General features: G+C 61.7%; 15 protein-coding genes. 7 read left to right on the top strand and 8 right to left on the bottom strand.

Annotated features, from left to right (window positions below; all coding sequences use genetic code 11):
- Positions 1-78: 78 nt before the first annotated feature.
- A complete protein-coding gene (gene metE, locus KP004_RS06500; protein ID WP_216801543.1) occupies positions 79-2,382 on the top strand; it encodes a 5-methyltetrahydropteroyltriglutamate--homocysteine S-methyltransferase in 2,304 nt (767 codons plus the stop codon).
- Between the two features lie 120 nt (positions 2,383-2,502).
- On the opposite strand, the gene KP004_RS06495 is transcribed toward metE, so the two are convergent.
- Both KP004_RS06495 and KP004_RS06490 read right to left on the bottom strand, forming a co-directional pair.
- Positions 2,503-2,796 (bottom strand): DUF3553 domain-containing protein, encoded by a 294-nt coding sequence (locus tag KP004_RS06495; protein WP_216801542.1) that lies wholly within the window; start codon positions 2,794-2,796, stop codon positions 2,503-2,505.
- A 304-nt stretch (positions 2,797-3,100) separates the two neighbouring features.
- Positions 3,101-3,301, bottom strand: coding sequence for a cold-shock protein (locus KP004_RS06490; RefSeq protein WP_216801541.1), 201 nt, complete (start codon positions 3,299-3,301; stop codon positions 3,101-3,103).
- 353 nt (positions 3,302-3,654) lie between these two features.
- Here KP004_RS06490 and KP004_RS06485 point away from each other — a divergent pair, with 353 nt between their 5' ends.
- Both KP004_RS06485 and KP004_RS06480 read left to right on the top strand, forming a co-directional pair.
- Positions 3,655-3,810, top strand: coding sequence for a hypothetical protein (locus tag KP004_RS06485; protein ID WP_216801540.1), 156 nt, complete (start codon positions 3,655-3,657; stop codon positions 3,808-3,810).
- A 47-nt stretch (positions 3,811-3,857) separates the two neighbouring features.
- Complete coding sequence (locus tag KP004_RS06480; protein WP_216801539.1) at positions 3,858-4,772, top strand: lysophospholipid acyltransferase family protein; 915 nt, start codon at positions 3,858-3,860, stop codon at positions 4,770-4,772.
- A gap of 74 nt (positions 4,773-4,846) precedes the next feature.
- Here KP004_RS06480 and KP004_RS06475 read toward each other — a convergent pair whose 3' ends face one another.
- Positions 4,847-5,308, bottom strand: coding sequence for a cupin domain-containing protein (locus tag KP004_RS06475; protein WP_216801538.1), 462 nt, complete (start codon positions 5,306-5,308; stop codon positions 4,847-4,849).
- 188 nt (positions 5,309-5,496) lie between these two features.
- On the opposite strand from KP004_RS06475, the gene KP004_RS06470 reads away from it, so the two are divergent.
- Both KP004_RS06470 and lysA read left to right on the top strand, forming a co-directional pair.
- A complete protein-coding gene (locus KP004_RS06470) occupies positions 5,497-5,967 on the top strand; it encodes an Lrp/AsnC family transcriptional regulator (protein WP_216801537.1) in 471 nt (156 codons plus the stop codon).
- A 46-nt stretch (positions 5,968-6,013) separates the two neighbouring features.
- Complete coding sequence (gene lysA, locus KP004_RS06465) at positions 6,014-7,273, top strand: diaminopimelate decarboxylase (RefSeq protein ID WP_216801536.1); 1,260 nt, start codon at positions 6,014-6,016, stop codon at positions 7,271-7,273.
- Between the two features lie 270 nt (positions 7,274-7,543).
- Here the strand turns inward: lysA and KP004_RS06460 are convergent, their stop codons facing one another.
- The 3 genes from KP004_RS06460 to KP004_RS06450 all read right to left on the bottom strand — a co-directional run bounded on the left by KP004_RS06460 (position 7,544) and on the right by KP004_RS06450 (position 17,087).
- Complete coding sequence (locus KP004_RS06460) at positions 7,544-10,102, bottom strand: putative bifunctional diguanylate cyclase/phosphodiesterase (protein WP_216801535.1); 2,559 nt, start codon at positions 10,100-10,102, stop codon at positions 7,544-7,546.
- Between the two features lie 162 nt (positions 10,103-10,264).
- Positions 10,265-11,920, bottom strand: coding sequence for a hydroxylamine reductase (hcp, locus tag KP004_RS06455; RefSeq protein WP_216801534.1), 1,656 nt, complete (start codon positions 11,918-11,920; stop codon positions 10,265-10,267).
- A gap of 97 nt (positions 11,921-12,017) precedes the next feature.
- Positions 12,018-17,087, bottom strand: coding sequence for an RCC1 domain-containing protein (locus KP004_RS06450; protein ID WP_216801533.1), 5,070 nt, complete (start codon positions 17,085-17,087; stop codon positions 12,018-12,020).
- A gap of 748 nt (positions 17,088-17,835) precedes the next feature.
- Between KP004_RS06450 and KP004_RS06445 the strand changes: the two genes are divergently transcribed.
- Positions 17,836-18,057 (top strand): CsbD family protein, encoded by a 222-nt coding sequence (locus KP004_RS06445; protein ID WP_216801532.1) that lies wholly within the window; start codon positions 17,836-17,838, stop codon positions 18,055-18,057.
- 85 nt (positions 18,058-18,142) lie between these two features.
- Here KP004_RS06445 and KP004_RS06440 read toward each other — a convergent pair whose 3' ends face one another.
- Together KP004_RS06440 and KP004_RS06435 are read right to left on the bottom strand one after the other, a co-directional pair.
- A complete protein-coding gene (locus KP004_RS06440; RefSeq protein WP_216801531.1) occupies positions 18,143-18,406 on the bottom strand; it encodes a hypothetical protein in 264 nt (87 codons plus the stop codon).
- A gap of 159 nt (positions 18,407-18,565) precedes the next feature.
- On the bottom strand, positions 18,566-19,744 hold the full coding sequence (locus tag KP004_RS06435) for a methyl-accepting chemotaxis protein (RefSeq protein WP_216801530.1): 1,179 nt from the start codon (positions 19,742-19,744) through the stop codon (positions 18,566-18,568).
- 427 nt (positions 19,745-20,171) lie between these two features.
- On the opposite strand from KP004_RS06435, the gene gltB reads away from it, so the two are divergent.
- Complete coding sequence (gene gltB / locus KP004_RS06430) at positions 20,172-24,752, top strand: glutamate synthase large subunit (protein ID WP_216801529.1); 4,581 nt, start codon at positions 20,172-20,174, stop codon at positions 24,750-24,752.
- Positions 24,753-24,819 lie beyond the last annotated feature (67 nt).

Below are 24,819 nucleotides of genomic sequence, written 5' to 3'. Positions count from 1 at the left end.
AGCTGCACATCGCGACGAAGCTGCTACAATTGTCACCTTGTCGTCAATTCGGTCCACAGCATGCGGAGGAGATGTACTATGCCAGTTCTTGCCACTGTACTAGGCCACCCCCGAATCGGTATCGCAAGGGAGTTGAAGAAGGCGCTCGAAGCCTACTGGAGCGGAGCGACCCCGGCGGAGTCGCTCCTGGCCACTGCGCAGGAGATCCGTACCCGGCACTGGTCGATGATGAAACAGGCGGGGCTTGATCAGATCCCATGCAACGACTTCTCTCTCTATGACCATATGCTGGACATGGCCGTGACGGTCGGGGGCATACCGGCCCGGTTCGAGAAGATCGCCAATCCGCTCAACCGCTACTTCGCCATGGCCCGCGGCGTCCAGGACCGCGGTGCCGGCATAGACCTCTCCCCATTGGAAATGACCAAGTGGTTCGACACCAACTACCACTACATCGTGCCGGAACTGAGGCCGGATCAGACCTTCGTCCTGGACCCCACCAAGATAATTGCGGAACTCGCCGAGGCACAGGCACTGGGCATGGCGCCTCGTCCGGTACTCCCCGGCCCGGTCACCTTCCTGAAGCTGTCCAAGTACGCCGAAGACGTCGAAGGGGTGGACACACTGGAACTGTTGCCGCGCCTGCTCCCGGTCTACGAGGAATTGCTGGCGCTGCTCGCCGGCCACGGCGTCACTTCGGTCCAGCTCGACGAGCCCTGCCTCTGCTTCGATCTCGACCCGGCCAGTACGCAGGCGTACCGCACCGCCCTCACGCGGCTGGCCGGCACCGCGAAACGTCCCGCCCTGCTGGTCGCCACCTACTTCGGCTCCATCGGCGACAACCTGGCGCTGGTCACCGAGTCCGGATGCGAGGCGCTGCATCTCGACCTGGTGCGCGCTCCCTCCGACCTCGACTCCGTGCTGGCGGCGCTGCCGGCAGGAATGAAGCTGTCGCTCGGGATTATCGACGGCCGCAACATCTGGCGCGCGGACCTGGAACAGGCCCACCGCATGGTCCGGCGTGCCGTCGCCACCCTGGGAGCGGAACGAGTGATGATCGCCACATCATGCTCACTGCTGCACGTCCCCGTCGACCTCGATGCCGAGACCAGACTCGATGCGGAGCTGAAGAACTGGATGGCGTTCGCGGCGCAGAAGGTCGCCGAGGTGTGCCTGCTGGCCGATGCCGCGGAACAGGAAGAGCCGCAGGGCGCTCCCTTCGAACAGGCCAGCGCGGCGCTCGCCCGACGGCGGGCGGCTGCAGCCGCCGACAACCCTGCGGTCCGGCATCGGGCGGGCCAGGTGACCGAAGCGATGTCCAGGCGCAGCGCCCCCTTCGCGGAGCGCAGCGCGAAACAGAAGCGACGCTTCGACCTCCCCCTGCTGCCGACCACCACCATCGGCTCCTTCCCCCAGTCCCGGGAGGTGCGCGAAGCGCGTTCCAGGTGGCGCAGCGGCGCGCTCGACAGCGAAGGGTACCAGGACTTCATGCGCACCGAAATCGGACGCTGCATCGAGAAGCAGGAAAATCTCGGGCTGGACGTGCTGGTGCACGGCGAATTCGAGCGTACGGACATGGTGGAGTATTTCGGAGAACAGCTGGATGGCTTCGCCTTCACCCAGAACGGCTGGGTGCAGAGCTACGGGTCGCGCTGCGTCAAGCCCCCGGTTCTCTACGGCGACGTGGCCCGCCCCCGCCCCATGACCGTCGAGTGGAGCACGTTCGCGCAGTCGCTCAGCAAACGCCCCGTGAAGGGGATGCTCACCGGCCCGGTCACCATATTGCAGTGGTCCTTCGTGCGCAACGACCAGCCGCGCTCCGAGACCTGCCGGCAGATCGCCCTCGCGCTGCGGGACGAGGTGGCCGACCTGGAGCAGGCGGGGATCGCCATGATCCAGGTGGACGAGCCCGCCATCCGGGAGGGGCTGCCGCTGCGTCGGCGCGACTGGCCCGAGTACCTGGCATGGGCGGTCGCGGCCTTCTGCCTCTCCACCGCCGGAGTGAGCGACGAGACCCAGATCCACACCCACATGTGCTACTCCGAGTTCGGTGACATCCTCCCCTCCATCGTCGCCATGGACGCGGACGTCCTCTCCATCGAGTCCTCACGCTCACGGATGGAGCTTCTGTCCCACTTCCGGCTGCACGGCTACCCCAACGACGTCGGCCCGGGCATCTACGACATCCACTCGCCGCGCGTTCCCACGGTCGAAGAGATGACCACGCTCCTCGAGCTCGCGGCCGAAGTCCTGCCGGCCGAGCGGCTCTGGGTGAATCCCGACTGCGGCCTTAAAACCCGCGGCTGGCCCGAGATCGAAGCCTCCCTCGGCAACATGGTGCAGGCCGCCAGGGAGATCCGTCGCCGGCTCACCTCCGGCTGAGGGGAAGCGTCACCGCCACACACCACACCAACGCAAACGAGGGATCAGCCGCCATCGGCTCATCCCTCGTACTTTTCTCTCCCCCGGCGGCACGCGACCAATCGGGTCGGCACCGGCATTTCAGATCAACGCGCGTTTGCTCCGCGTGTTTTTCTTCTCCTTGGGCAAAGCAGCGCTCTTTTTCACCTTGGGTAAAGCCGCCTTTTGCGGCATCTTCTGGTCGTCCACGTGCACCGGCTGGAATGACGCGGGTTCCGCCGGCTGCAGGTCTCCCAGGTGGGAATGGACGATCTTCCTGATCACCCCGTCGTTGAAGTGGATCGCCACCCGTGTCGGGCAGACCTCAATGACCTTGCCGACGCCCCACTGGCTGGCTCCGCAGTGGCTTACTACATCCCCTCGTTTGATGGACATATCTCTCCCCTTACATGTTGACCGCTGATTTTAAATGGTGATGCTCCGGGTGGCAGGAGGGTGCGAGCTCGCAGCGGGACAGTGCCTGGTGTTCCGTGTACGGGCAAGGATAATGGGGAGCTTTAGCATCCCGGATAAGAAGCGGCCGGACTGCGCCGCACCGCCGTGGTGTGGCGCGGGTGGCTGTGGTGGTTGGAAGGGCTGAAAAAAGCGTGGCCCAAGGAGAACCCTCGAGCCACGCCCGTGAAAACAACCGTACGGGGCGGATCAGGCAGAACCGATCGCCCCGCCGGGGGTGTGTTTCCTACATCCTTTTGACGTTGGCGGCCTGGAGCCCTTTGGGGCCCTTGACCACGTCAAACGTCACGCTATCACCTTCAGCCAGGGATTTGAACCCGTCGCCGCTGATAGCGGAGAAGTGACAGAATACATCATCACCGTTCTCCTGCTCCAGAAATCCAAACCCCTTGCTGTCGTTAAACCATTTTACAGTACCGTTTGCCATGTGTTTCTTTCTCCAAGTGTGTTGCGAATATGTCCGGAATATTCCGAATGTTTGGCCACCGTAACAGCTTTGTATTCACAAAGCAAGCTATTTAACCAGCCGGATTTTACTATCAAGCACGGACATTTCAATATTTATCCACTTCTGCAAAGGATAAATCTGAGCAATCAAATTGAAAACAATGTGAACGTATTCAGCATGTTACGTTTTACAAACATTATAAAGCCCAGAAAAAACAGATTAGCCTTGCTATTTATACAGTGCTGATCCAGTATGATTTCGACCTTTCAGGTGACAAAAAAGCAAAATAAACCAGGCTCGATAGTGTCCTGAGAGTTGCCTGGGGAGGCCCGATGGCACATACCAACTTCAAATTTCAAAAACGACAAAAAGAGCTGGACCGGAAAAAGAAGCAGGAGGAGAAAGCGCTGCGCAAACAAGAAAAGTCAGCCTTCCCCGAAGACGAGTCTGAGCCCCAGCCCGAACCAGATGACGAGAGCGGCGAGTAGCAGCATCTCGACAGCGAAGCCACCCCGAAAATAAAAACAGGAAACTCATGCAACAACTATTCTGGAGGTTGCAGGCTGCGCTGTTCTACAGCCTCACCCTGGCAGGGGCCCTGATCCCCGCCGCCGCTTTGCAAAGACTCGGACGCATGGTGGGATCCGTTCTCTGGAGCCTTCTCCCGGGCCGACGGGTCATCGTCATGGACAACCTGAAGCGCGCCCTCCCCTACCTGAACGGCCACCCCCTCTGGTGCCTCGGCGGCGACCAAGCGACGTCGATCGCCTCCGAGAACTACGCCAACCTCGGCATGTCACTCATTGAAATCTGCCAGTTGTATCACGGCCGCGGCGACCACCTCATCGCCGGCATCGAGTTGCGCGGCCTGGAACACTACGAGACGGCGCGTTCCAAGGGAAAAGGGATCATCTGTTTCAGCGGGCACTGCGGCAACTGGGAACTGATGGCGCTCGCCTTCAGCCGCCTGTTCGGCGACGGAGTCGTGGTGGCCAGGCGCCAGAACAACCCTTTCTTCAACGACATGGTGGAGCGGATGCGCATGGGCTATCGAAGCCGCGTGATCTACAAGAAGGGGGCGTTCAAAGGTATCTTGTCGGCGCTGAGGTCGGGAGAACTGGTCGGCATCCTGGCGGACCAGGCCGCCGGCCCGGAGGACGGCGTACTGGTCACCATGCTGGGACGCAGAGCCTGGGCGACCAAGGCACCGGTGCTTATTGCCCGCAAAAGCGGCGCGCCGCTTCTCCCCGTATTCATCCACCGGGAGGGCGCACGCCACGTCATCACCTTCTACCCCGAGCACCGCTTCAGCGGCGACATGAGCGACCACGGCATTCAGAAGGAGACCCAGGCGCTGTCGCGCTACGTGGAGAACTTCGTGGCAGCCCATCCCACCCAGTGGTATTGGATGCACCGGCGCTGGAAGCGGGCCGGCGAAGCAAGCGCCTAAAGGCCAGGCACAAAAAAGGGATCAGCCATCGGCTGGTCCCTTTCCTTTTCTGCGGCACGTTTTCGCTGTTGCGCCTATTTGCCGCCCTTCACGGCGTGCAGGCTCCAGGGGCCGTGCGTCGCTATCTGCACGACGGTTTCCTCGTCCACCCAGGCGTTATGCGCCTTCTTGGGCGGTATCGCGAAGTAGCTTCCGGCCGGAAGCACGGTGGGGTTGTCCTGGGTCACCCCCATGGCGAGCTTCACGGTCCCCGAGATCACCGTCACCCGTTCCACTTTGTCGTGGAAGTGCGGCGCGATCTTGGTCCCGGCGGGGAGTTTGAGCCGCACGACGAAAAAACCGGCCTTGGTCATATCTCCTTCCAAGACGGCCATCTGCGCGCCGGGTATCGCCGGGGGACCGGCGTGCCACTGTATGTCGCCCGGCACCATGATCACCTGCTGCACCGCCGCTTTGGCGACCTTCTTCTCTGCCGCAACTGCCACGGTCGCCAACGAGAAGAAGAGCATCATCAGTAACAGCATTGTCCTTTTCATGTCTGCCTCCTCCATAATCCGAAAAAACCTTCGTTTTCTTCCCTGCTTCTCTCCTATTGTACGGCCCCCTCCCCCCGCCGTGCCAGACAATTCTCCCCGGCCTCGGCTCGCACCACCTCTTGCCGAAAAAAATTCTTTACAACGTATTACATTATGAATAAAATTCGCATTGAAAGGTGTAAACAAGAATGTTCGACGAAATTGACATACACATACTGGAGATTCTTCAGGAGAAGGCGCGGATCCCCAACGCCGAGGTGGCCAGGCAGGTCGGCATGGCCCCTTCGGCAGTGCTGGAGCGGATCCGCAAGCTCGAGGAACGGGGCATCATCGAAGGGTACGAGGTGAGGCTGAACCCCGCCTGCTTCCACCAGGGGCTCTCCGCCTTCGTGCAGGTCGAAGTGGATGGAACGGACGCGCAGACCGCACCGGCGCTGGCCGCCATCCCTTCCGTGCAGGAGGTGCACCAGGTGGTCGGGCCGGACGGCTTCCTGGTCAAGCTGAGAACCGCCGACCACACCACCCTGGCGAGGATACTGCAGCAGATCAGGCCACTCCCCGGGGTGAAGTCGATCCGCACCCAGGTGGTGCTGGAAACGGTGAAGGAAACCAGAAGGGTCGACCTCACGGAACATAACGGCAACGGCCGTCACAGCTAATAACCAACGAGTACGCAGCTAACACTATAGAAGGAGAACCAAAGTCATGCCGATGTCCGCTTCTTTCAAAGATCGTCTGTTTCCCCGGATCCCCGCCATCCAGCAGCAGTTCCAGACCCCGTTCCACATCTACGACGAGGCGGGCATCAGGGAGACCGGCGCCACCCTCATCAAGGCCTTCTCCGGCATCCCCGGCTTCCGCGAGTTCTTCGCGGTCAAAGCGCTCCCCAACCGCGAGATCCTGAAGCTCATGAAGGAGATGGGCTTCGGCTTCGACTGCAGCTCCATTCCCGAGCTGATCCAGGCCCGCGAGCTGGGCGCCAAGCCGGAAGACATCATGTTCACCTCCAACAACACCAGCCAGGAGGAGTTCGAGTTCGCCGCCAAGGACGGCGGCTGCATCCTGAATCTCGACGACATCTCGCTGATCGACAAGGTGCCGGTCTTCCCGGAACTGATCTGCTTCCGCTACAACCCCGGCCCGCGCCGCACCGGCAACGTGATCATCGGCAACCCGGAAGAGGCGAAGTACGGCGTCTCCCACGAGCAGGTGGTCGAGGCGTACAGAAGGGCACAGGCACGCGGCGCCAAGCGCTTCGGCCTGCACACCATGGTCGCCTCCAACGAGTTGGATTACACCTACATAGTGGAGACCGCCCGCATGGTGCTCGAGGTGGCCGAGGAAGTCGAAGCGGCACTCGGGATCCAGTTCGAGTTCGTCAACATCGGCGGCGGCTTCGGCATCCCCTACCGCCCGGAGCAAAAGGCACTCGACCTCCCCACCATGTCCAAGGAGATCACCGCGATTTTCGACGGCTTCCGCGCCCGTCACGGCCACGCCCCCGCCATGTACATGGAGAGCGGCCGTTTCATGACCGGCCCGCACGGCGCCCTGGTGGCCACCGCCATCAACAGCAAGGACACCTACCGGAAATACATCGGCCTGGACGCCTGCATGTCCTCGCTGATGCGCCCGGCGCTGTACGGCTCCTACCACCACATCGACGTCCTGGGCAAGGAAGGCGTTGAGGCGAGCGAAGTGTACGACGTGGTCGGCTCGCTGTGCGAGAACAACGACAAGTTCGCCATCCAGCGCGAACTCCCCCCCATCGAGGACGGCGACCTGGTGGTGATCCACGACTCCGGCGCCCACGGCCACGCCATGGGCTTCCAGTACAACGGCAGACTGCGCCCCAAGGAGCTCATGCTGCGCGCCGACGGCCGGGTGGAGTTGATCCGCCGCGCCGAGACCGTCGAGGACTACTTCGCCACTTACAACTTCGAGCCCTCCGTGCTGAAGCCGTAACAGGGCAGAAGGGACTGGCTCCGTCAGGTGCCAGTCCCTTTAGCAGAATGCTCCTTTCAGCCCAGCCACTGTGCTCAAGCAGTAAAGGCTTTCGGTTGAGGTAGGACCGAGGATACAACCGGTACAGAATGAGAAAGGGCACCCTGCCGCATGGCGGGGTGCCTTTTTCGTGGTTCTTCCGAGGAGGGACTGGCAGAAGGGACCGGCTCCGCCAGGAGCCAGTCCCCTCCTCCGGGAACGCTCCTTTCGGCTCAGCCGACTTCTCACGCGCTAAGGGGACAGGCACCTGACGGAGCCAGTCCCCCCTTCCCTTGCGGAATCGGATTCGTCCGCTTCCCCGACTCCCGCGGCGACGCAGGCTAAGGAGTCGCGCAGAAAGGCGCCGGCCTCGGCGGCGGGCATCGGCCGCGCGTGCAGATACCCCTGTACCTGGTCGCACCTGCAGGAGATCAGCTTCTCTTCCTCCTCCTGGCTCTCCACCCCTTCTGCGATCACCTGCAAGCCCATGCTGTGCCCGATGGCGACGATGGCTTTCACTATCCCGACGGCGTCGTCGCGGACGGTAATGTCCCTGACGAAGGACTGGTCGATCTTGATCCGGTCCACCGAGAAATTCTTCAGGTAGCTCAGCGAGGAATATCCGGTACCGAAATCATCGATGGAGATCTGCACCCCCAGCGACTTGAACATGCGCAGCAGCGCCACCGATTCGGTCGCTTTCTCCATGAGCATGCTTTCGGTCAGTTCCAGGTCGAGGTACTTCGGCTCCAGACCGACCTCGAGGAGCGTCCCTACCACCATCTCCGAGAATCCCTCCTGCATCATCTGCTTGATCGACACGTTGACGCTGATGGTCACCAGGAAACCTTCCTGCTGCCACCGTTTGCACTGCAGACAAGCCTCTCGCAGCACCCAGGCCCCCAGTTCGTGGATCAGCCCGGTCTGCTCGGCGATGGGAATGAAGCGCGTCGGCGAGACCGTCCCCAGGGTATCGTCGTGCCAGCGTGCCAGCGCCTCCATGCCCACCACCTTCCCCTCCCGCAGTTCGAGCTGCGGCTGGTAGTGCAAGGTCAGCCGGTCCTTTTTAAGCGCCTCGCGCAAAGCCGCCTCGAGCGCCACCCGCTCCTGCGCCTGCCGGTTCAGCCCCGCCGAGAAGAACTGGTACCGCCCTCCTCCGGCGCTCTTGGCGGCGTACATGGCCAGGTCGCCGTTCTTGAGCAGGGTGGCGATGTCGTCGCCGTCATCCGGGAACAGCACGATACCTATGCTGGCACCGGAGTAGATCTGCCGGTGCTCCACCTCGAAAGGCTGTTTGCCAAGGTCGAGCAGCTTCGTGGCCAACTTGGCCACACCGTCCGCCCCGGACACCTGGCAGCACAGCAGGGCGAATTCGTCTCCCCCCAGGCGGGCGAAGGTGTCGCTCGCCCTCATGATGCTCCGGAAGCGCTGCACCACGAGTTGCAGCAACTGGTCCCCGGCATGGTGCCCGAGCGTATCATTCACGTCCTTGAAATGGTCCAGGTCGAAGAAGAGGATGGCAAACGGCTCGCCGTAGCGCTTGGCACGGGCAAGCGCCTGGGAACAGCGGTCGTAGAACAGGGTCCGGTTGGCCAGGCCGGTCAACTGGTCGAAGTAGGCGAGGTTGTGCACCTCCTGCTCCGCCTGCTTGCGCAGCGTGATGTCGTGACTCAGACAGAGGAAGCGGTCCCTGTCATTGCTTGACTCCAGCATGGTCGCCGACAGGTTCACGTGAATGACGCGGCCGTCCTGGGTCAGCAGGCTCGCCTCCCGTTCGACCAGTCCCTCCTGGCGGAGCACCGCGGCGATGAAATCGCTGCCCAGGCTCGCATCGACGAACAGCCCGGCGAAGTCGCGGCCGACCAGGTCCTTCCTGGCGAAACCGTACACCTCCTCCGTCGCCCTGTTTGCGTCGAGGATGACCCCTTCGTGCGAAACCACGGTGAGGGCCTCGGGCATGGTGGCGATGATACTGTCCAGGTACTTGTTGGTGGAGTTGAGCTGTTCCTCGGAAACCCGCAAGCGTTGCACCATGGTGTTGAAGGAGGTAGACACCGCTGTGATCTCATCGTGCTCGCTCACCGGGACGACCACATCGCGTTTCCCCGCGGCGACCGCCGCGGCAGCATCTTTGAGGATACGGATGCGGCGGGAGACTTTGTACGGGATGGTCACGCTCAAAAGCAGCGCTGCGGTCAGCGCTAACACCGAGAGGACCACCGCGGAGACGATGGCGCTGGAGACGCTGTGCAGGGTGGCGGCGAGGTTGAGGTTGAGGTCGTCCATCTCGCGGTCGTGCGCCACATTGACGGCCTGCAGAAAATCCTTCTCCGCCTTCTCAAAGCGCTCCTTTGATTCGATCAGCTGCGAGCTGGTTCCCATTGCATCGACCACGGCGATGTAATTGCGCGACTCTTTCAGCAGGGCCTGCCCGCTCAGCTCCAATGCCCTGGGCATCCTCTCCTTCCCATGCACCAACTTCGTGCTGCAGAGGTCGAGGCTGGTGAGGAAATTCGCCCGTCCTTCTTCGAGAAAGCGCACCTCTTCCTCTTTGGCCCGCAGGTGCTCTTCCCTCTCGCCCTTGGTGGGCTGGACCGAGGTCAGAAAAGCGTACTCCATGGCGGATGAGACGATGCGCAGCCCGGCGTAGCGGAGGTCCTTGAGTGCGAGCAGGTGAGGGATGACCTCCTTGTTCACCTTATAGAAGCTGTCTCTCACCTTCTGAGCTCCCGTTATCCCTCCAATCGAGATCAGGACGGTGGCACAGATGATGGCGAGATAACTCAAGAGCAATTTAAGCCAAAGTTGCATGCTACTCCCTCTGGTAGGAAAACTGGTACGGTTCAGTCATCCTATCGGCACAGAGGGAGAAATCATGAGTAAACATGTGCTGTGGGAGCGGCTTTATTGAATCAAGGGGGGAAGAAGATCGTGGAGGGCGCAACTGCCGCCCTCCACTGTCTCAGGAGAGGTTCATTGTCCCAGTGCGTGCTGCAAGTCCTGGTCCGGGGTGGTAATGGGCCCCAGATCGTAGTTCTGCACCAGGAAGTCGAGCACCGCCGGCGACACGTAGGCCGGGAGCGAGGGACCGAGACGGATCCCCTTGATGCCCAGGTGCAAAAGGGTGAGCAGTATCACGTGGGCCTTTTGTTCGTACCAGGAAAGGATCATGGAAAGCGGCAGTTCGTTGACCTCGCACTGGAAGGCGTCGGCGAGTGCGACCGCGATGCGGATGGCGGAGTAGGCGTCGTTGCACTGCCCCACGTCGAGCAGGCGCGGAATGCCGCCGATGTCGCCGAACTCCAGCCGGTTGAAGCGGTTCTTGCCGCAGGCAAGGGTCAGGATGACGCAGTCCTTGGGAACCTTCTCCGCCAGCTCGGTGAAGTAGTTGCGCCCTGTCTTGGCCCCGTCGCAGCCGCCGATCAGGAAGAAGTGCCTGACCGCGCCGTTTTTCACCGCGTCGACCACGGCGCCGGCCACCTTGAAGACCGCCTCGTGCCCGAATCCGACCAGGATCTCCTGCCCCGGATTGTCAGGCAGGTCCGGCAGCGCCAGCGCCTTGTCGATCACCGGGGAGAAGTCGTACCCCTCCAGGTGCGGGATGCCGGGCCAGGCTACCTCGCCCCAGGTGAACAGGCGGTCCGTGTAGCTGGGATCGGGTTTCTGGATGCAGTTGGTGTTGAAGATGATGGCGCCCGCGAAATCGGGGAGCTCGCGGGCCTGGTTCTGCCAGGCGGTGCCGAAATTGCCGGCGAAATGGGGGTACTTCCTGAGGCCCGGGTAGCCGTTGGCGGGGAGCATCTCGCCGTGGGTATAGACGTTGATCCCCTTGCCGTCGCTTTGTTTCAGGATCTCCTCCAGCATGGGAAGGTCATGCCCGGACACCACGATCCCCTTGCCGCCACGGGTGCCGAGGTTCACCTTCATCGGCTCGGGCGCGCCCAGCCTTTCGGCGTGACCGTCGTAAAGAAGCTCCATGGTGCGCAGATTCCATTTCCCGCACTCAAGGGAGAGGCCGACGAAATCCTCAAGGCTCGCCTGGGGATCGGTGGTCTTGGCCAGGGAGCGGTGAATGAACTCGTAGATCCCGTCATCCTCCTTTCCCATCTCGGCGGCGTGCCAGGCGAAGGCACCCATGCCGAGCAGGCCGTAGATCAGGATCTCAATGGTGGAGAGGATGTTTTGATCCTGGTGCCAGGTAAGGACGCCGTGCTGCCGCCCCTGATCGATGAGCGCCCGGGTATCGCCCGCCGGCTGCCAGTTCGCGGCTTCCTCTGTAAGTTGCGGTGCCTCGCCCCCCTTCTGCTGCCGGTAGGCGTTCTCGTAGAGCGCCTTCGCCTTCTCCTTCATCCGGTAGCAGTTGTCGAGGCGCCGGGCGATGTCGTCCGGGTCGAAGTTGACGTTGGTGACCCGTGTGAAGAGGCCGTCCAGCATGAAGCGGTCCACCTCTAAGTCCTTTTGCCCAAGCTCCCGCGCCTTGCTCGCGTAGAGCGCCACACCCTGCAGCCCGAAAATCATCAGGTCCAGAAGCGCCGAAACCTCGGGGTTCTTGCCGCAGTTCCCCATCACGTCGCATCCTACCCCGCGGGCCGCCTGCTCACATTGCCGACAAAACATCGCATTAGCCATGTACGCCTCCTTGAAAGGTTGGAATTTTCCAATCAGGAGAGTGTGTCAGATATGAAGCAGTTTTCAACCCGCGGCAGCGACGGTTTCGATCACCTGGTCATTTCAGTCTGATCCCGTCCAGCTTCACCGTACCCCTGGTCACCTTCACATTTCCGGTGAGGGCGGCACTCCCCGTCGTTGCGTTGTACGCGCAGTCGTATCCACCCTGCAGCCGCACCCTGATCTCCCGGTCGAAGATGAGGTCACCGGCAAAGGGAACGCCCTGGAGTTGGACCACGTCGTCATCGATGGCCTGCAGGAAGGCGGCGAAGGGGTCGGCGAAGAGCACCGTGGGGGATGACTGCACCCGGACCGGCGGATTGGTGCAGGTAAGGACGCTGATGTAATCCGCTTTCGTCTTCGTCGACGAGCCGGTCTGGTTGGTCGCGGTCAGGGAGACGGTGTAGCTCCCCGGGGTGCTGTAGACGTGGACCGGGTTCTTTTCGTTAGCGGTCGCGCCGTCGCCGAAATTCCAGAGCCACGAGGTGGGGGCTCCGGTCGAAAGGTCGGAGAATGAGACGGTGAGCGGAGCCGGTCCGGAGCTTGCGGAACCGGTGAAATCGCTGCTCAGGGTCGCCGAGGGGATGGACAGCTGCCGGGGGGAATACCTTGGGTCCGTAGTGCCGTCTCCGAGAGAGCCGCGGGTGTTGCCCCCCCACCCCCACACGGTGCCGTCACTCTTGACGGCGTAGGAATGGTAGTCTCTCGCCGCAATCCTCACCACTCCAGTTAGACCGGGAACCTGAACCGGGGTGTTTCGCTGAGTAGTGGTGCCGTCGCCGATATTCCCGCTGGGGTTGTACCCCCAGGCCCAGACCGTACCGTCCGATTTCAGTGCGAGGGTGTGGGAACTTCCCGCAGCGATGGCGACAATCCCTGACAGCGATGTAACCTTTGCCGGCACCTTGCTGTTAGTTGTTGAGCCGGTGCCAAGCTTTCCCAAGGACCCGCTCCCCCAGGTCCAGACAGTCCCGTCGCCCTTCAGTGCGACCCCATAGGAATCTCCGGCCGCGATGGCAACCACGCCGGTCAGTGAGCTCGTCTGCACCGGGGTCAGCCGGTCGGTAAGGGTGTTGTCACCGAGTTGGGCGTATATGTTTTCTCCCCAGGCCCAGACTGTGCCATCGCTTTTCAGGGCCAAGGTGAACCCTCCCCCGGCAGCAGCGTCCATGCCCCCCGTGATGCCCAGCGCCTGAACCGGCGTCGCGCGCGACGTCGTTGTACCGTCGCCAAAGTCGCCGAAGCCGTTGCTTCCCCACGCCCAGACAGTGCCGTCGCTTTTCACGGCGACGCTGTGCGAACTCCCAGCGGAAATGCGGGTGACGCCGGAAAGGCCTGACACCTGTCGCGGAGCGGGTTGATTGATCGTAGTGCCATCGCCCAGTTGCCCCGCGTTGTTCTTGCCCCAGCTCCAGACCGTTCCGTCCTCTTTCAAAGCCAGCGTATCGTAAAAGGCATCCACCGAGACCGCCCCGGTCAGTACCGGGTTGGCGGTCGCCGCTGTGCGGTATCCCACCGTGCCGTCACCCAGCGCGCCGTCCACGTTGTCTCCCCAGGTGGAAATCGTTCCGTCCCCCCTGAGCACTGCGCCGTGCCAGACCCCGGAAGCGATCAGCGGCAGCTCCGGCCCAGCTGGCTGGAACTTGGCGAAAACCAGCCGATCCGCCGTCATCGGCAAAGTGCAGACCGAAACCCCACTGCAGGCGCCGGCCCATCCGGCGAACACTGAGCCGACGGCCGGAACAGCCGTAAGGGTAACGTCGGTGCCGAAGTCGTAGACCTGCAAACAGCTCCCGGTACAGGAAACACCGGGTGAGAATTGAACCGTTCCCGAACCGAGCGTCGAGGGGCGGCTTACGGTGAGTGTGGCCGTGAGTTTCTTGAATCCGGCCCCAACCGACTTGCTGCCGTCCATTGTTACCGTGCAAACGTTGGTACCGGAGCAGGCGCCGGTCCAACCTGTAAAAACCGAGCCGGCGCCAGCCACGGCGCTCATGGTCACCACCATCCCCGGCGCAAAGGAAAGACTGCACGGCCCGGAATAGCTAGCACCGTTGGAGAAGTCCACCCTTCCGGTCCCCCGGTCGGTGAAGGTGACCTCGAGGGGCTCGTAAACCTGAAGCACCGTCTCGGAGAGATTCCGGGCGCCCGTCGCGTCCTGCAGTTGCAGGGTGAAGTAGAAGTTCCCGCTTGCAGTCGGGGTGCCGGAGATGGTCTGCGTCACCGGATCTATGGTGAGTCCCGGCGGAAGCCCCCCCCCTGCCAGTGATACTGTGTACGGGGCCGCCCCTCCGTTTAACTGCACCTTCGCGCTGTAGGACTTCCCCATTACCCCCACGGGGGGCGGTTCCACGACCAGGTACTCCGTCAAGACGGTAACGAGCATGCCGCCGAGCCAGGAGCGGGAGACGTGGAGCGCGCCGCTACCGTCGAGGGCCAGCTTGACCGGCGCGTCAATCTCGCCGGAGATCTGCTTGGTCCAAAGGACGTTCCCGTCGGCGTCGAGCTTGGCAACCGCACAGACTGAATCGGAGCCGTTGAAGAAAGTACCGCCGGCATAAATATGCCCCTGCTTCCCGATCACCAGACTGTCAATCATGATCCAGGGTCCTTTTGCACCGCCCACCCGAATCGGCTTGGTCCAAGCCACCCCCCCCGCCGGGTCGTACTTCAGGAGTTCCCCGGAACCCACGTAGACGGAGCCGTCGGTGCCGGTCACGATGGTGGACATAACGTCATCGCTTAAAGTTTTCTCCCAAAGCAAAGTTCCCTCGGGGCTGTACTTCAAGATCAGGCGCTGATAGGTGTAGGAACCATTCGGGTTGCGCCACCCCTTCCTCCCTGCGAGGTAGGCGTTCCCCGAGGCGTCAGTGGCGATGGCAAAGACTTTGTCCACCTCCGCCGAATCATAACCTCTGGACCAGAGCACGTTGCCCGCGCTGTCGTACTTGATCAGGAAGTCGTCGCTGTAGTCATCCACATACGTGGTGCCGTAACCAGCAACATACAGGTTGCCCGAGGGATCCAGGGCAACAGATGTGCCCAGGTCTACCTTCCCCTCCTCAGCAAAATCGCGGTTCCAGATCTGATTTCCCTGCGGATCGTACTTCACGGTGGTGAAAGGGGTGGAGCCGGCACTACTGTAGTTTAGTGAATTCGGATCCGGGTAACCGCCGGTGACATAGGCATTGCCCCCGCTATCCAAGGCTATTCCTTCGGCCCACCCGTTGACTGCGCTGCTCAAGCTGTAGCTCCTGCTCCAAAGCAGCGCCCCAGACGGAGAGAACTTCGCCGTCATGTAGTGATCCGGGTCGGTAACCGTGTAGGGGGTCCATGCCCCGGTGAGGTAGGTGTTACCTCCTGCGTCCAAGGCAATCCCCGTGGGGTGAACCTCCAGGGATTTGAAATATGTGATGACACCGTCTTCGTAGACGTAGTCGGAGGCGACCGTGATCTTCGGATATATCAAATCCGTGCGGCCGGTCGCGTCGGTGATCTGAACAGAGAAAGCATAGGTGCCGGCACGCAGCGGATAGCCGGAGATCAAGCCGCTGCTGGTGTTTAGCGCCAGGCCGTCCGGAAGCGCCCCTGACGAGACTGTCCACGTGTAGGGCCCCGTGCCGGCAACGGCCTGAAGGTACTGGCTATAGGCCCGGTGCAGGTTTCCCTCGGGTAGATATTGTTTTGTGGCCAGAGAAGGTACGTAGACGTCTCCAGAGGGGGAAGAGAACTTCAGGTGTTGCACCGGTTTGGGCAGAAAATAGAACGGAACGGTCCACGTGGCAGTGAAGATGCCGTCGCCGGCAGCCAGGTCCGGAAAGACTCCATCATCATGGAGGGTAATCGTATCGCCCGCGGAGCTGGTAACCGTCACCGGCCCGGCGGGGTCGGCGCAGTTGATGCTCAAGGCGGAAAGCGTGTAGGTGCCGGAGGTAAAGGGGAAGGATTCCGGGTATTTCAGCGGGATCAGCATCGGTTTTTGGCTGCAACTCATCGAACCAAGGGCGTTGACACGCTTTCCGGTCACGGTATTGCCGGCCAATCCCTCGACATTGTCACCTCCCGCCAGGATCAGGTTGCGTAGCTGGTGCCACTGCCAGGTCGGTCGCTGCGCCTTGACCAGCGCGACGATGCCTGCCACGTGCGGTGCAGCCATCGAGGTGCCGGAAATCTTACCGTAGCCGCCGGCCAGGGACCACACGTTCTGCGCGGGAAGCGTGCTGAGAATGTCGACGCCCGGTGCCGCCAGATGGACGGTATGGCGGCCGTGATTGGAGAACGAAGGTTCCTCGTCATTGCGGTTGGTAGCGGCTACGGCGATGACGTTGGGAAGGTCATAGGATGCGGGATAGGAGGGAGTAACGTCGTTGTCGGTGCCGTCGTTTCCGGCCGCGGCGATGAAAAGGATGTCCTGCTGGGCATTGATGGCGTCGTAGAGTGCCTGGGAAAAACCAAAACCCGACCAACTGTTGTTGGTCGCCACGACATTGGCGCCGGCATCTTTTAATCCCTTGACGTGTTCGAGACATTGAATGGCGCCGGCCGTGTCGCCTGAACCGCTGGCATCGAGGAATTTGCAGGCCGCGAGTTTGACGTTCCAGTTGAGGCCGGCAACGCCGATCCCGTTGCTGCCACGCGCCCCGATGATGCCGGCGGCATGGGTGCCGTGACCGTTATCGTCGAAAGGGGTGGACGATGGGTCGACGGCATTATAGCTTCCCTCCATCCAGACGTTGGCTGAGAGATCCTCATGGTTGTAGTCGATGCCGGTATCGAGGACGGCCACAACGACGTCGCTGGAGCCGGTTGAGAATGCCCAGGCGTTGATCGCGTTGGTGTCTGCCCCAAGCGTCCCCCCCTCCTGACGGAGGTTCTGCAACGCCCACTGCTCGGGGAAACGCGGGTCATCAGGTTGCTGCTGGATCGAATACAGGTAGTTCGGCTCCGCGTATTCGACCTCCGGCTCGGCCTGGTACTCCTTGAGCGCCTCCTCGACACTCACCCCTTTTTTCAGCTTCACGTGATGCAACCGGAGTCGCGGGAATTCCTTTACCAGCTCCCCTCCCCGCCTGCCGTGCACGCTCTTGCTGCTCTGCGCGCTGGTCCCGGCCCTGAATTTGACCAACAATTCGTCGCTCTTGTAATTGGCCCGCGGGGCGCGGGACCGTGAACCGTGGAGGGAAGACGTCGCCTTGGCTTTGACAATATCAGGAAGGGACTTGCTGTCAAAGCCCGCATAGGCCAAGGCAGAGTGGAGAACAAAGACGAGAAACAGAAGGCTCTTCAAAACGAAGATCCGCCGCATATTCCCTCCATCACTAGTGCAGGATGAGCATCACATAATAGCTGGCACGATGTCAGACATTAATAAATGTTTTGATACTTGTCAAAAGTATTTTTAATTGAGCGAAACATTTTACTTATATCTAATGTCCTACGATACTCTTCCAGCAGCTATCTTCCGCATTTCAGATGCGGCATGAACCGCAGGATCAACATCACATAGTAGAAAGGCAACATTAGTTGATTCACCGGCTCAAGTGAAAATATAATCTAATGCGCCGGCGCACTTTATCGCCTTCCAAAACTGTTTTTTCGTTTTTCCTGATCCGCCTCCTGGCAGGTGGGGTGATCTCCCTGACAGAGATGCTGCTTCAGTCGTTTTCACCCCCGGGCCGTCGTACGTGGCACCCGATTCAGGTCACTGATATTCATAACAGCCAGCCGCAGCTGTTGTCGAACATGCTTTGCAAACTTCTCATTATCGCATTTTTGATACCGATAAAGTGCTGTATTATTGTGATATAGCCGTGGTAGAATAAGTTTGTAGTGGTAATCACACCCAAGTGGTAAAGGACAAAGCCGGGAGGTAGGCCATGAGATCCAGCACAAAAGATGAATCAAAGGGCGTATTACGGGAAGCAAAGGGTAAAGTAAAGGAAACTACCGGTAAGATATTCGGCAACGTATCGTTGGAAGCCGAAGGCAAAGCGGAAAAGATAGCCGGCAAGGTACAGAAAAACGTCGGCAAGGCTGAAAAAAACATCGAGGATGATCTCGAGGAGGACCCCAGCCTCCACCGTCACGGCAAATACTGAGTGGAGAGGCTGACATAGGCAGGACCAGAAAGGGACGGCGCAAGCGCCGTCCCTTTTCATTGTCTCCAGTAGGAGGGGGCCATTCTTAATCCGGCAGCGCTGTCCCACAGTAGGGGCAGACTTGGCAGGAGGGGTCGAGGTAACGACCGCAGGGAGGAAAGGTGCACTGCTTCGGCTGTTTCCGAACGAGCGGCTGAGGCGGGAGTTCTTCCGGGTCCTGCAGAGGCCTGCTCGGTACCGGGTCGATCTGCGCGGCCTCCTTCAGGGGAAGACACTCCAGGGCTTCCTCCATCTGCAGGCGACGCTTTTCTACCTTCTTCGCTTTCTTCAACTTACCGTTTTTAGACATGGGGGCATCCGTGGAGACATAAAAAGGGGTTACCTGATTGGTAACCCCTTCACAAATGGTTGCGGGGACAGGGTAGCCAACTGCACCGTCATACACGGCGCAGCCGGCAGCTATAGCATAATCACGGACCGGAAGCAACCCCCGCCCCGGGACGACATGTTAAAGCCTGAACTGCCCCACCAGCCGCTCCAGCTCCTCTGACTGCTGCGCCAGGGTGGTGGCAGCGGCGGCGGTGTGATTCACCCCCCGCGCCGTCTGCTGTACCACATCGGTGATCTTCTGGATGCTGCGGGTAATCTCGTCGGTGGTGGAGGTCTGCTGTTGGGCGGCGGCGGTGATCTGGCCGATCTGGCTGTTCACCTCGCCCACCTGGGCCAGGATCTCCTCCAGGGCCTGCCCCGAGCGCGCGGAGAACTCGGCCCCCTTCCCCACTTCGGCCACACCTTCCTCTATGGCGGCGATCGCCCCGCGGGTACCCCCCTGGATCGCCTTGATCATCTCCCCGATTTCGCGGGTGGCGCTGGTGGTCCGCTCGGCCAGGGCGCGCACCTCGTCGGCGACCACGGCGAATCCCCTCCCCTGCTCCCCGGCCCGCGCCGCCTCGATGGCGGCGTTCAGTGCCAGCAGGTTGGTCTGGTCGGCGATGTCCTGGATGGTGCCGATGATCTGGTCGATCTGGTCCGAACGCGCCCCCAGTTCCGCCACGGTCGTCGCGGCGCCCTGCACCCGGCTCGCGATCCGCTCCATCCCCTGCGTGGTCTGGCGCACCACATCGGCCCCGAGTCCAGCGGTCTGGCTGGCGCGCTGGGAGTTGTCGGCGGCGCTCATGCAGTTGCGCGCGATGTCGCCTGAGGTCGCCGCCATCTGTTCGCTGGCCACGGCTACCGCGTTGGTCTGGGCGGCGGCGTCGTCGGTTCCGGCCGAGATCCGCTCGGCGTTTTCCTGCAACTGGTGCGAGGTGAGGGCCACCTGTTCGGAGTTCTGCTGGATCTGCCGGATGATGTCGCGCATGGTGCTTTGCAGCGCGTCGATGGAGCGGATGATGGTGCTGATCTCGTTGTTGCGCTTGGCGGCGATGGGCTGGGACAGGTCGCCGTCGATCATGGTCTTCAGGATGTCGATGATCCGCCGCAGTGCATCGTTCACCGACCAGAACAAAAGCGCACTGAAGAAGGCGCCCAGCACCAGGAACACGGTGGTCGAGACCACCGAGAGGGCCAGCGAAAACGATCTCCCCGCCACCACGGCGAAGACGATGCAAAAGCTGTAACAGATGCAAAGCAGGATGATGCGAGTGCGGATGCGGAGGTGGAGGTAGAGATCGAGTAGAAAGTTCATGGCCGTCCCCAACGTTTCATTTCTTGCAGCAGCAGATCGGCCTCGATGCCGTCTACACTGTTTTTCGTACCAACCTCTTCGGAACATAACTGCGACGCTTTAGCCATTTATCGCTCTTTTTTGTGCAGAGCAGTCCGATCCGGGTGATTGAGTACGACCCGACTCAGCAGCTTTGAGAATTATTCAACCGCCTCTCCAACGGCGCATACACCCGCCACGCAAATGAGTACACAACTGAGTAACCGTTGTAATCGCGTGTATGACAAAAGCAGCACCTCGGCGCATAGAATTAGCGTATTCCAATTCATAAAATACTTGTATTTGCGTAGCAATCTCCCTCTCTCTCTGTATACATTCCACATGGCACGGTAACTGCTGATAAGCGTTGATTGATTTGTCCGAACACTACCCCCGCAAAGGTTGCATCATGAAAACAATCGGATTACCCAAGAAGCAGGGGATGTACGATCCCCAGTTCGAGCACGACGCCTGCGGCGTCGGCTTCGTCACCAACATCAAGGGGAAGAAGTCCCACGAGATCGTGCAGCAGGCGATCACGGTACTGGAGAACCTGGACCACCGCGGCGCGGTCGGCAGCGAGCACAACACCGGCGACGGCGCGGGCATCCTGATCCAGATTCCGGACGCCTTCTTCCGCAAGGTCTGCCCTGAACTCGGCATCGAACTGCCGGCAGCGGGCGACTACGGCGTGGCCATGCTCTTCACCTCCCCCGAAGCGACCGAGCGCAGCGCGGCGAAGCACATCTTCCAGCGCATCATCGCCGAGGAAGGGGTCGAGGTGATCGGCTGGCGCGACGTGCCGACCGACAACTCTTCTCTTGGTGACACCGCCAAGGCGGGCGAGCCGCTGGTGAAGCAGATCTTCTTCAAGCGCGGAGCGAACTGCGCCGACGAGGACGCCTTCAACCGCAAGCTCTACCTGGTGAACCAGAGGGCGATCCACGAGATCCGCGACCAGGAAGTCGATCCCTACTGGTACGTGGCCAGCATCTCGACCCGCACCATCGTCTACAAAGGGATGCTGATGCCGGCCCAGCTGGACCAGTACTTCCCCGAGCTGCGCGACGAGGACGTCACCTCCGCCATCGCGGTGGTCCACTCCCGCTTCTCCACCAACACCTTCCCGAGCTGGGACCGCGCCCACCCCTACCACTACCTGGCGCACAACGGCGAGATCAACACCCTGCGCGGCAACGTGAACTGGATGCATGCGCGCCAGTCCATGTTCAACTCTGAGCTGTTCGGCGACGACATCAAGAAGCTGTTGCCGGTGATCAACACCAACGGCTCCGACTCGGCCATGTTCGACAACTGTCTCGAGCTCCTGCTCATGACCGGTCGCTCCCTGCCGCACGCCGTGATGATGATGGTTCCGGAGCCGTGGGAAAACCACGAGACCATGAGCAAGGAGAAGCGTGCCTTCTACGAGTACCACTCCTGCCTGATGGAGCCGTGGGACGGCCCGGCGGCCCTCACCTTCACCGACGGCCGCATCATCGGCGCGGTGCTGGACCGTAACGGCCTGCGCCCCTGCCGCTACTACCTGACCGACGACGACCTGGTGATCATGGCGTCCGAGGCGGGTGTTCTGCAGGTGCCGCCCGAAAAGGTGATCAAGAAGGGGCGCCTCCAGCCGGGCAAGATGTTCCTGGTCGACACCGAGCAGGGCCGCATCATCTCCGACGAGGAGATCAAGAACGAGCTGGCCACTGCCAAGCCGTACGCGGACTGGGTCAAGGTGAACCACCTTCCGCTCGCCGACCTCCCGAAGGCAAAAGGGCAGGCGGTCGAGGATTCGCCCCTGGTGCAGCGCCAGAAGGCCTTCGGCTACACCTTCGAGGACCAGGAGACCATCATCGGACCGATGGCGACCTCCGGCATCCAGCCGCTGGGCTCCATGGGCACCGACACCCCGCTTGCGGTCCTCTCTGAGAAGCCGCAGTTGCTCTACAGCTACTTCAAGCAGCTCTTCGCCCAGGTGACCAACCCGCCCATCGACCCGATCCGCGAGGAGATCATCACCTCGACCGCGGTCAGGATCGGCTCGGAAACGAACCTCCTGAAGCCTTCTTCGACCGGCGCCCGTGTCATTCGACTGGAGCACCCGCTCCTCACCAACGAGGAACTCGAGAAGCTGCGCGAACTTGATCGCCCCGGCTTCAAGAGCGCGACCCTGTCGCTGCTGTTCAAGGCGGCCGACGGCGCCGAGGGGATGGAGAAGGCACTGGAGAGCCTGTTCAGCAGCGCCATCCGTCACATCGAGATGGGGACCACCGTCATCATCCTCTCCGACCGCGGCGTGAACGAAGAGTACGCGGCCCTGCCGGCGCTTCTGGCCGTGGCCGGCCTGCACCACCACCTGATCCGCACGGCGACCAGGACCCACGCCTCCCTGATTCTCGAGTCGGGCGAGCCGCGCGAGGTGCATCACTTCGCGGTGCTTCTGGGCTACGGCGTCACCGCCATCAACCCGTACCTCGCCTTCGAGTCCATCCAGGACATGATCCAGGAAGGGATGCTCCCGGGCCTCGATTACAAGAAGGGGGTCAAGAACTTCGTTAAGGCCTCCATCAAGGGCATCGTCAAGACCATGGCCAAGATGGGTATCTCCACCATCCAGAGCTACCGCGGCGCCCAGATCTGCGAGGCGGTCGGCCTGCACCAGTCCGTGATCGAAAGGTACTTCACCTGGACCCCGTCCCGTATCGGCGGCATCGACCTGGACGGCATCGCCGCGGAGCTTCTGCAGCGCCACAAGAAGGCGTACCCGCACCGCGTGCCTGCTGACCCGACCCTCGACCCGGGCGGCCAGTATCAGTGGCGCAAGGAGGGTGAGGAGCACCTGTTCAACCCGCTCACCATCCAGTCGCTGCAGAAGGCGACCAGGACCAACGACTACAACGAGTTCAAGGTCTTCTCCAAGCTGATCGACGAGCAGAACGAGCGTCTCTACACCCTGCGCGGCCTCCTGGACTTCAACACCGACATCCGCATCCCGGTGCCGATTGAAGAAGTCGAGTCGGTCGAAGAGATCATGAAGCGCTTCAAAACTGGCGCCATGTCCTACGGCTCCATCAGCCAGGAGGCGCACGAGGCGCTGGCCATCGCCATGAACAGGATCGGCGGCCGCTCCAACACCGGCGAGGGTGGCGAGGATCCCGCACGCTTCACCTGGACCAACGAACTGGGCGACTCCAAGAACAGCGCCATCAAGCAGGTTGCCTCCGGGCGCTTCGGCGTCACCAGCAACTACCTGACCAACGCCAGCGAGTTGCAGATCAAGATGGCACAGGGTGCCAAGCCGGGCGAAGGCGGCGAACTGCCGGGCCACAAGGTGTACCCGTGGGTCGCCAAGACCCGCCACACCACCCCGGGCGTCGGTCTCGTGTCGCCGCCGCCGCACCATGACATCTACTCCATCGAGGACCTGGCGGAGCTGATCCACGACCTTAAGAACGCCAACCGCCGCGCCAGGATCAGCGTCAAGCTGGTCTCCGAGGTCGGGGTCGGCACCATCGCGGCCGGCGTGGCCAAGGCCCATGCCGATGTCGTGCTCATCTCCGGCTACGACGGCGGCACCGGCGCCTCCCCGCTCTCCTCGATCAAGCACGCGGGTCTTCCCTGGGAGCTCGGTCTCGCCGAGACCCACCAGACCCTGATGCTCAATAACCTGAGGAGCAGGATCATCGTCGAGGTGGACGGTCAGCTGAAAACCGGCCGCGACGTCGCCATCGCCGCCCTGTTGGGCGCCGAGGAGTTCGGCTTCGCCACCGCACCGCTGGTCACCCTGGGCTGCGTCATGATGCGCGTCTGCCACAGCAACACCTGCCCGGCCGGCGTCGCGACCCAGGATCCGGAACTGAGGAAGAACTTCTCCGGCAAGCCTGACTACGTGGTCAACTACATGCGCTTCATCGCGCAGGAAGTGCGCGAGATCATGGCCGAGCTCGGCTTCCGCACCTTCAACGAGATGGTCGGCCGCGCCAACCGCCTGGAGCCCAAGCGCGCCGTAGCCCACTGGAAGGCCCAGGGGCTCGACTTCAGCAACGTGCTCTACCAGCCGCAGACCGGCATCAAGGGAAGCCGCTACTGCACCGAGAGCCAGGACCACGGCCTGGAGAAGTCGCTCGACATGACCAGGCTCCTGGAGATCTGCAAACCCGCCATCGAGAAGGGCGAGAAGGTGAGCGCGGAGCTTCCCATCACCAACATCGACCGCGTGGTCGGCACCATCGTCGGCAACGAGGTCACCCGCGCCTACGGCTCCGAGGGGCTTCCCGACGACACCATCAGGCTCAAGTTCCGCGGCTCCGCGGGGCAGAGCTTCGGCGCCTTCGTACCGAAAGGGATGACCCTCGAACTGACCGGTGACGTGAACGACTACCTCGGCAAGGGCTTAAGCGGCGGCACCATCGTCGTTTATCCCCCCGACGGTTCCCCGTTCAAGGCGGAGGAGAACATCATCGCCGGCAACGTCGCCCTCTACGGCGCCACCAGCGGCACCGCCTACATCAGCGGCATGGCGGGCGAGCGCTTCTGCGTACGCAACTCCGGCGTCAACGCGGTTGTTGAAGGGGTCGGCGACCACGGATGCGAGTACATGACCGGCGGCACCGTCGTGGTACTCGGTGAAACCGGAAGGAACTTCGCCGCCGGCATGAGCGGCGGCGTCGCCTACGTCCTGGACAGCGCCGGGGACTTCAAGGAGCGCTGCAACACCGAGATGGTGGCCCTGGAGCATCTGGACGAGAAGGACCTGGACACCCTCCAGGAGATGATCGCCCAGCACGCCAAGCGTACCGGCAGCGCCCGCGCCACCCGCATCCTGCACGACTGGAAGACCCACGCCCACAAGTTCGTCAAGGTGATGCCGATGGACTACAAGCGTGTGCTCCAGGCACTGGAGCGGGCACAGGCCTCCGGCCTGACCGGCGACGACGCACTGGCCGCGGCCTTCGAAGAAAACGCGCGCCAGGCTGCACACTAAAGACAGGTTGACAACCTCAACCTCAACCTGATTTAAGGATAGAGCTATGGGAAAACCTACCGGATTC

Source organism: Geomonas oryzisoli (assembly GCF_018986915.1).
Taxonomy (GTDB): Bacteria; Desulfobacterota; Desulfuromonadia; order Geobacterales; family Geobacteraceae; genus Geomonas; species Geomonas oryzisoli.
This window is presented reverse-complemented; position numbering and strand designations above follow the sequence as displayed.

Bases quoted from the DNA above. Each gene is read 5' to 3' on its own strand.
- KP004_RS06460 (WP_216801535.1), bottom strand. From the start codon at position 10,102: ATGCAACTTTGGCTTAAATTGCTCTTGAGTTATCTCGCCATCATCTGT.
- hcp (WP_216801534.1), bottom strand. From the start codon at position 11,920: ATGGCTAATGCGATGTTTTGTCGGCAATGTGAGCAGGCGGCCCGCGGG.
- KP004_RS06485 (WP_216801540.1), top strand. From the start codon at position 3,655: ATGGCACATACCAACTTCAAATTTCAAAAACGACAAAAAGAGCTGGAC.
- KP004_RS06490 (WP_216801541.1), bottom strand. From the start codon at position 3,301: ATGGCAAACGGTACTGTAAAATGGTTTAACGACAGCAAGGGGTTTGGA.
- gltB (WP_216801529.1), top strand. From the start codon at position 20,172: ATGAAAACAATCGGATTACCCAAGAAGCAGGGGATGTACGATCCCCAG.
- metE (WP_216801543.1), top strand. From the start codon at position 79: ATGCCAGTTCTTGCCACTGTACTAGGCCACCCCCGAATCGGTATCGCA.
- KP004_RS06495 (WP_216801542.1), bottom strand. From the start codon at position 2,796: ATGTCCATCAAACGAGGGGATGTAGTAAGCCACTGCGGAGCCAGCCAG.
- lysA (WP_216801536.1), top strand. From the start codon at position 6,014: ATGCCGATGTCCGCTTCTTTCAAAGATCGTCTGTTTCCCCGGATCCCC.
- KP004_RS06440 (WP_216801531.1), bottom strand. From the start codon at position 18,406: ATGTCTAAAAACGGTAAGTTGAAGAAAGCGAAGAAGGTAGAAAAGCGT.
- KP004_RS06435 (WP_216801530.1), bottom strand. From the start codon at position 19,744: ATGAACTTTCTACTCGATCTCTACCTCCACCTCCGCATCCGCACTCGC.
- KP004_RS06470 (WP_216801537.1), top strand. From the start codon at position 5,497: ATGTTCGACGAAATTGACATACACATACTGGAGATTCTTCAGGAGAAG.
- KP004_RS06475 (WP_216801538.1), bottom strand. From the start codon at position 5,308: ATGAAAAGGACAATGCTGTTACTGATGATGCTCTTCTTCTCGTTGGCG.
- KP004_RS06445 (WP_216801532.1), top strand. From the start codon at position 17,836: ATGAGATCCAGCACAAAAGATGAATCAAAGGGCGTATTACGGGAAGCA.
- KP004_RS06480 (WP_216801539.1), top strand. From the start codon at position 3,858: ATGCAACAACTATTCTGGAGGTTGCAGGCTGCGCTGTTCTACAGCCTC.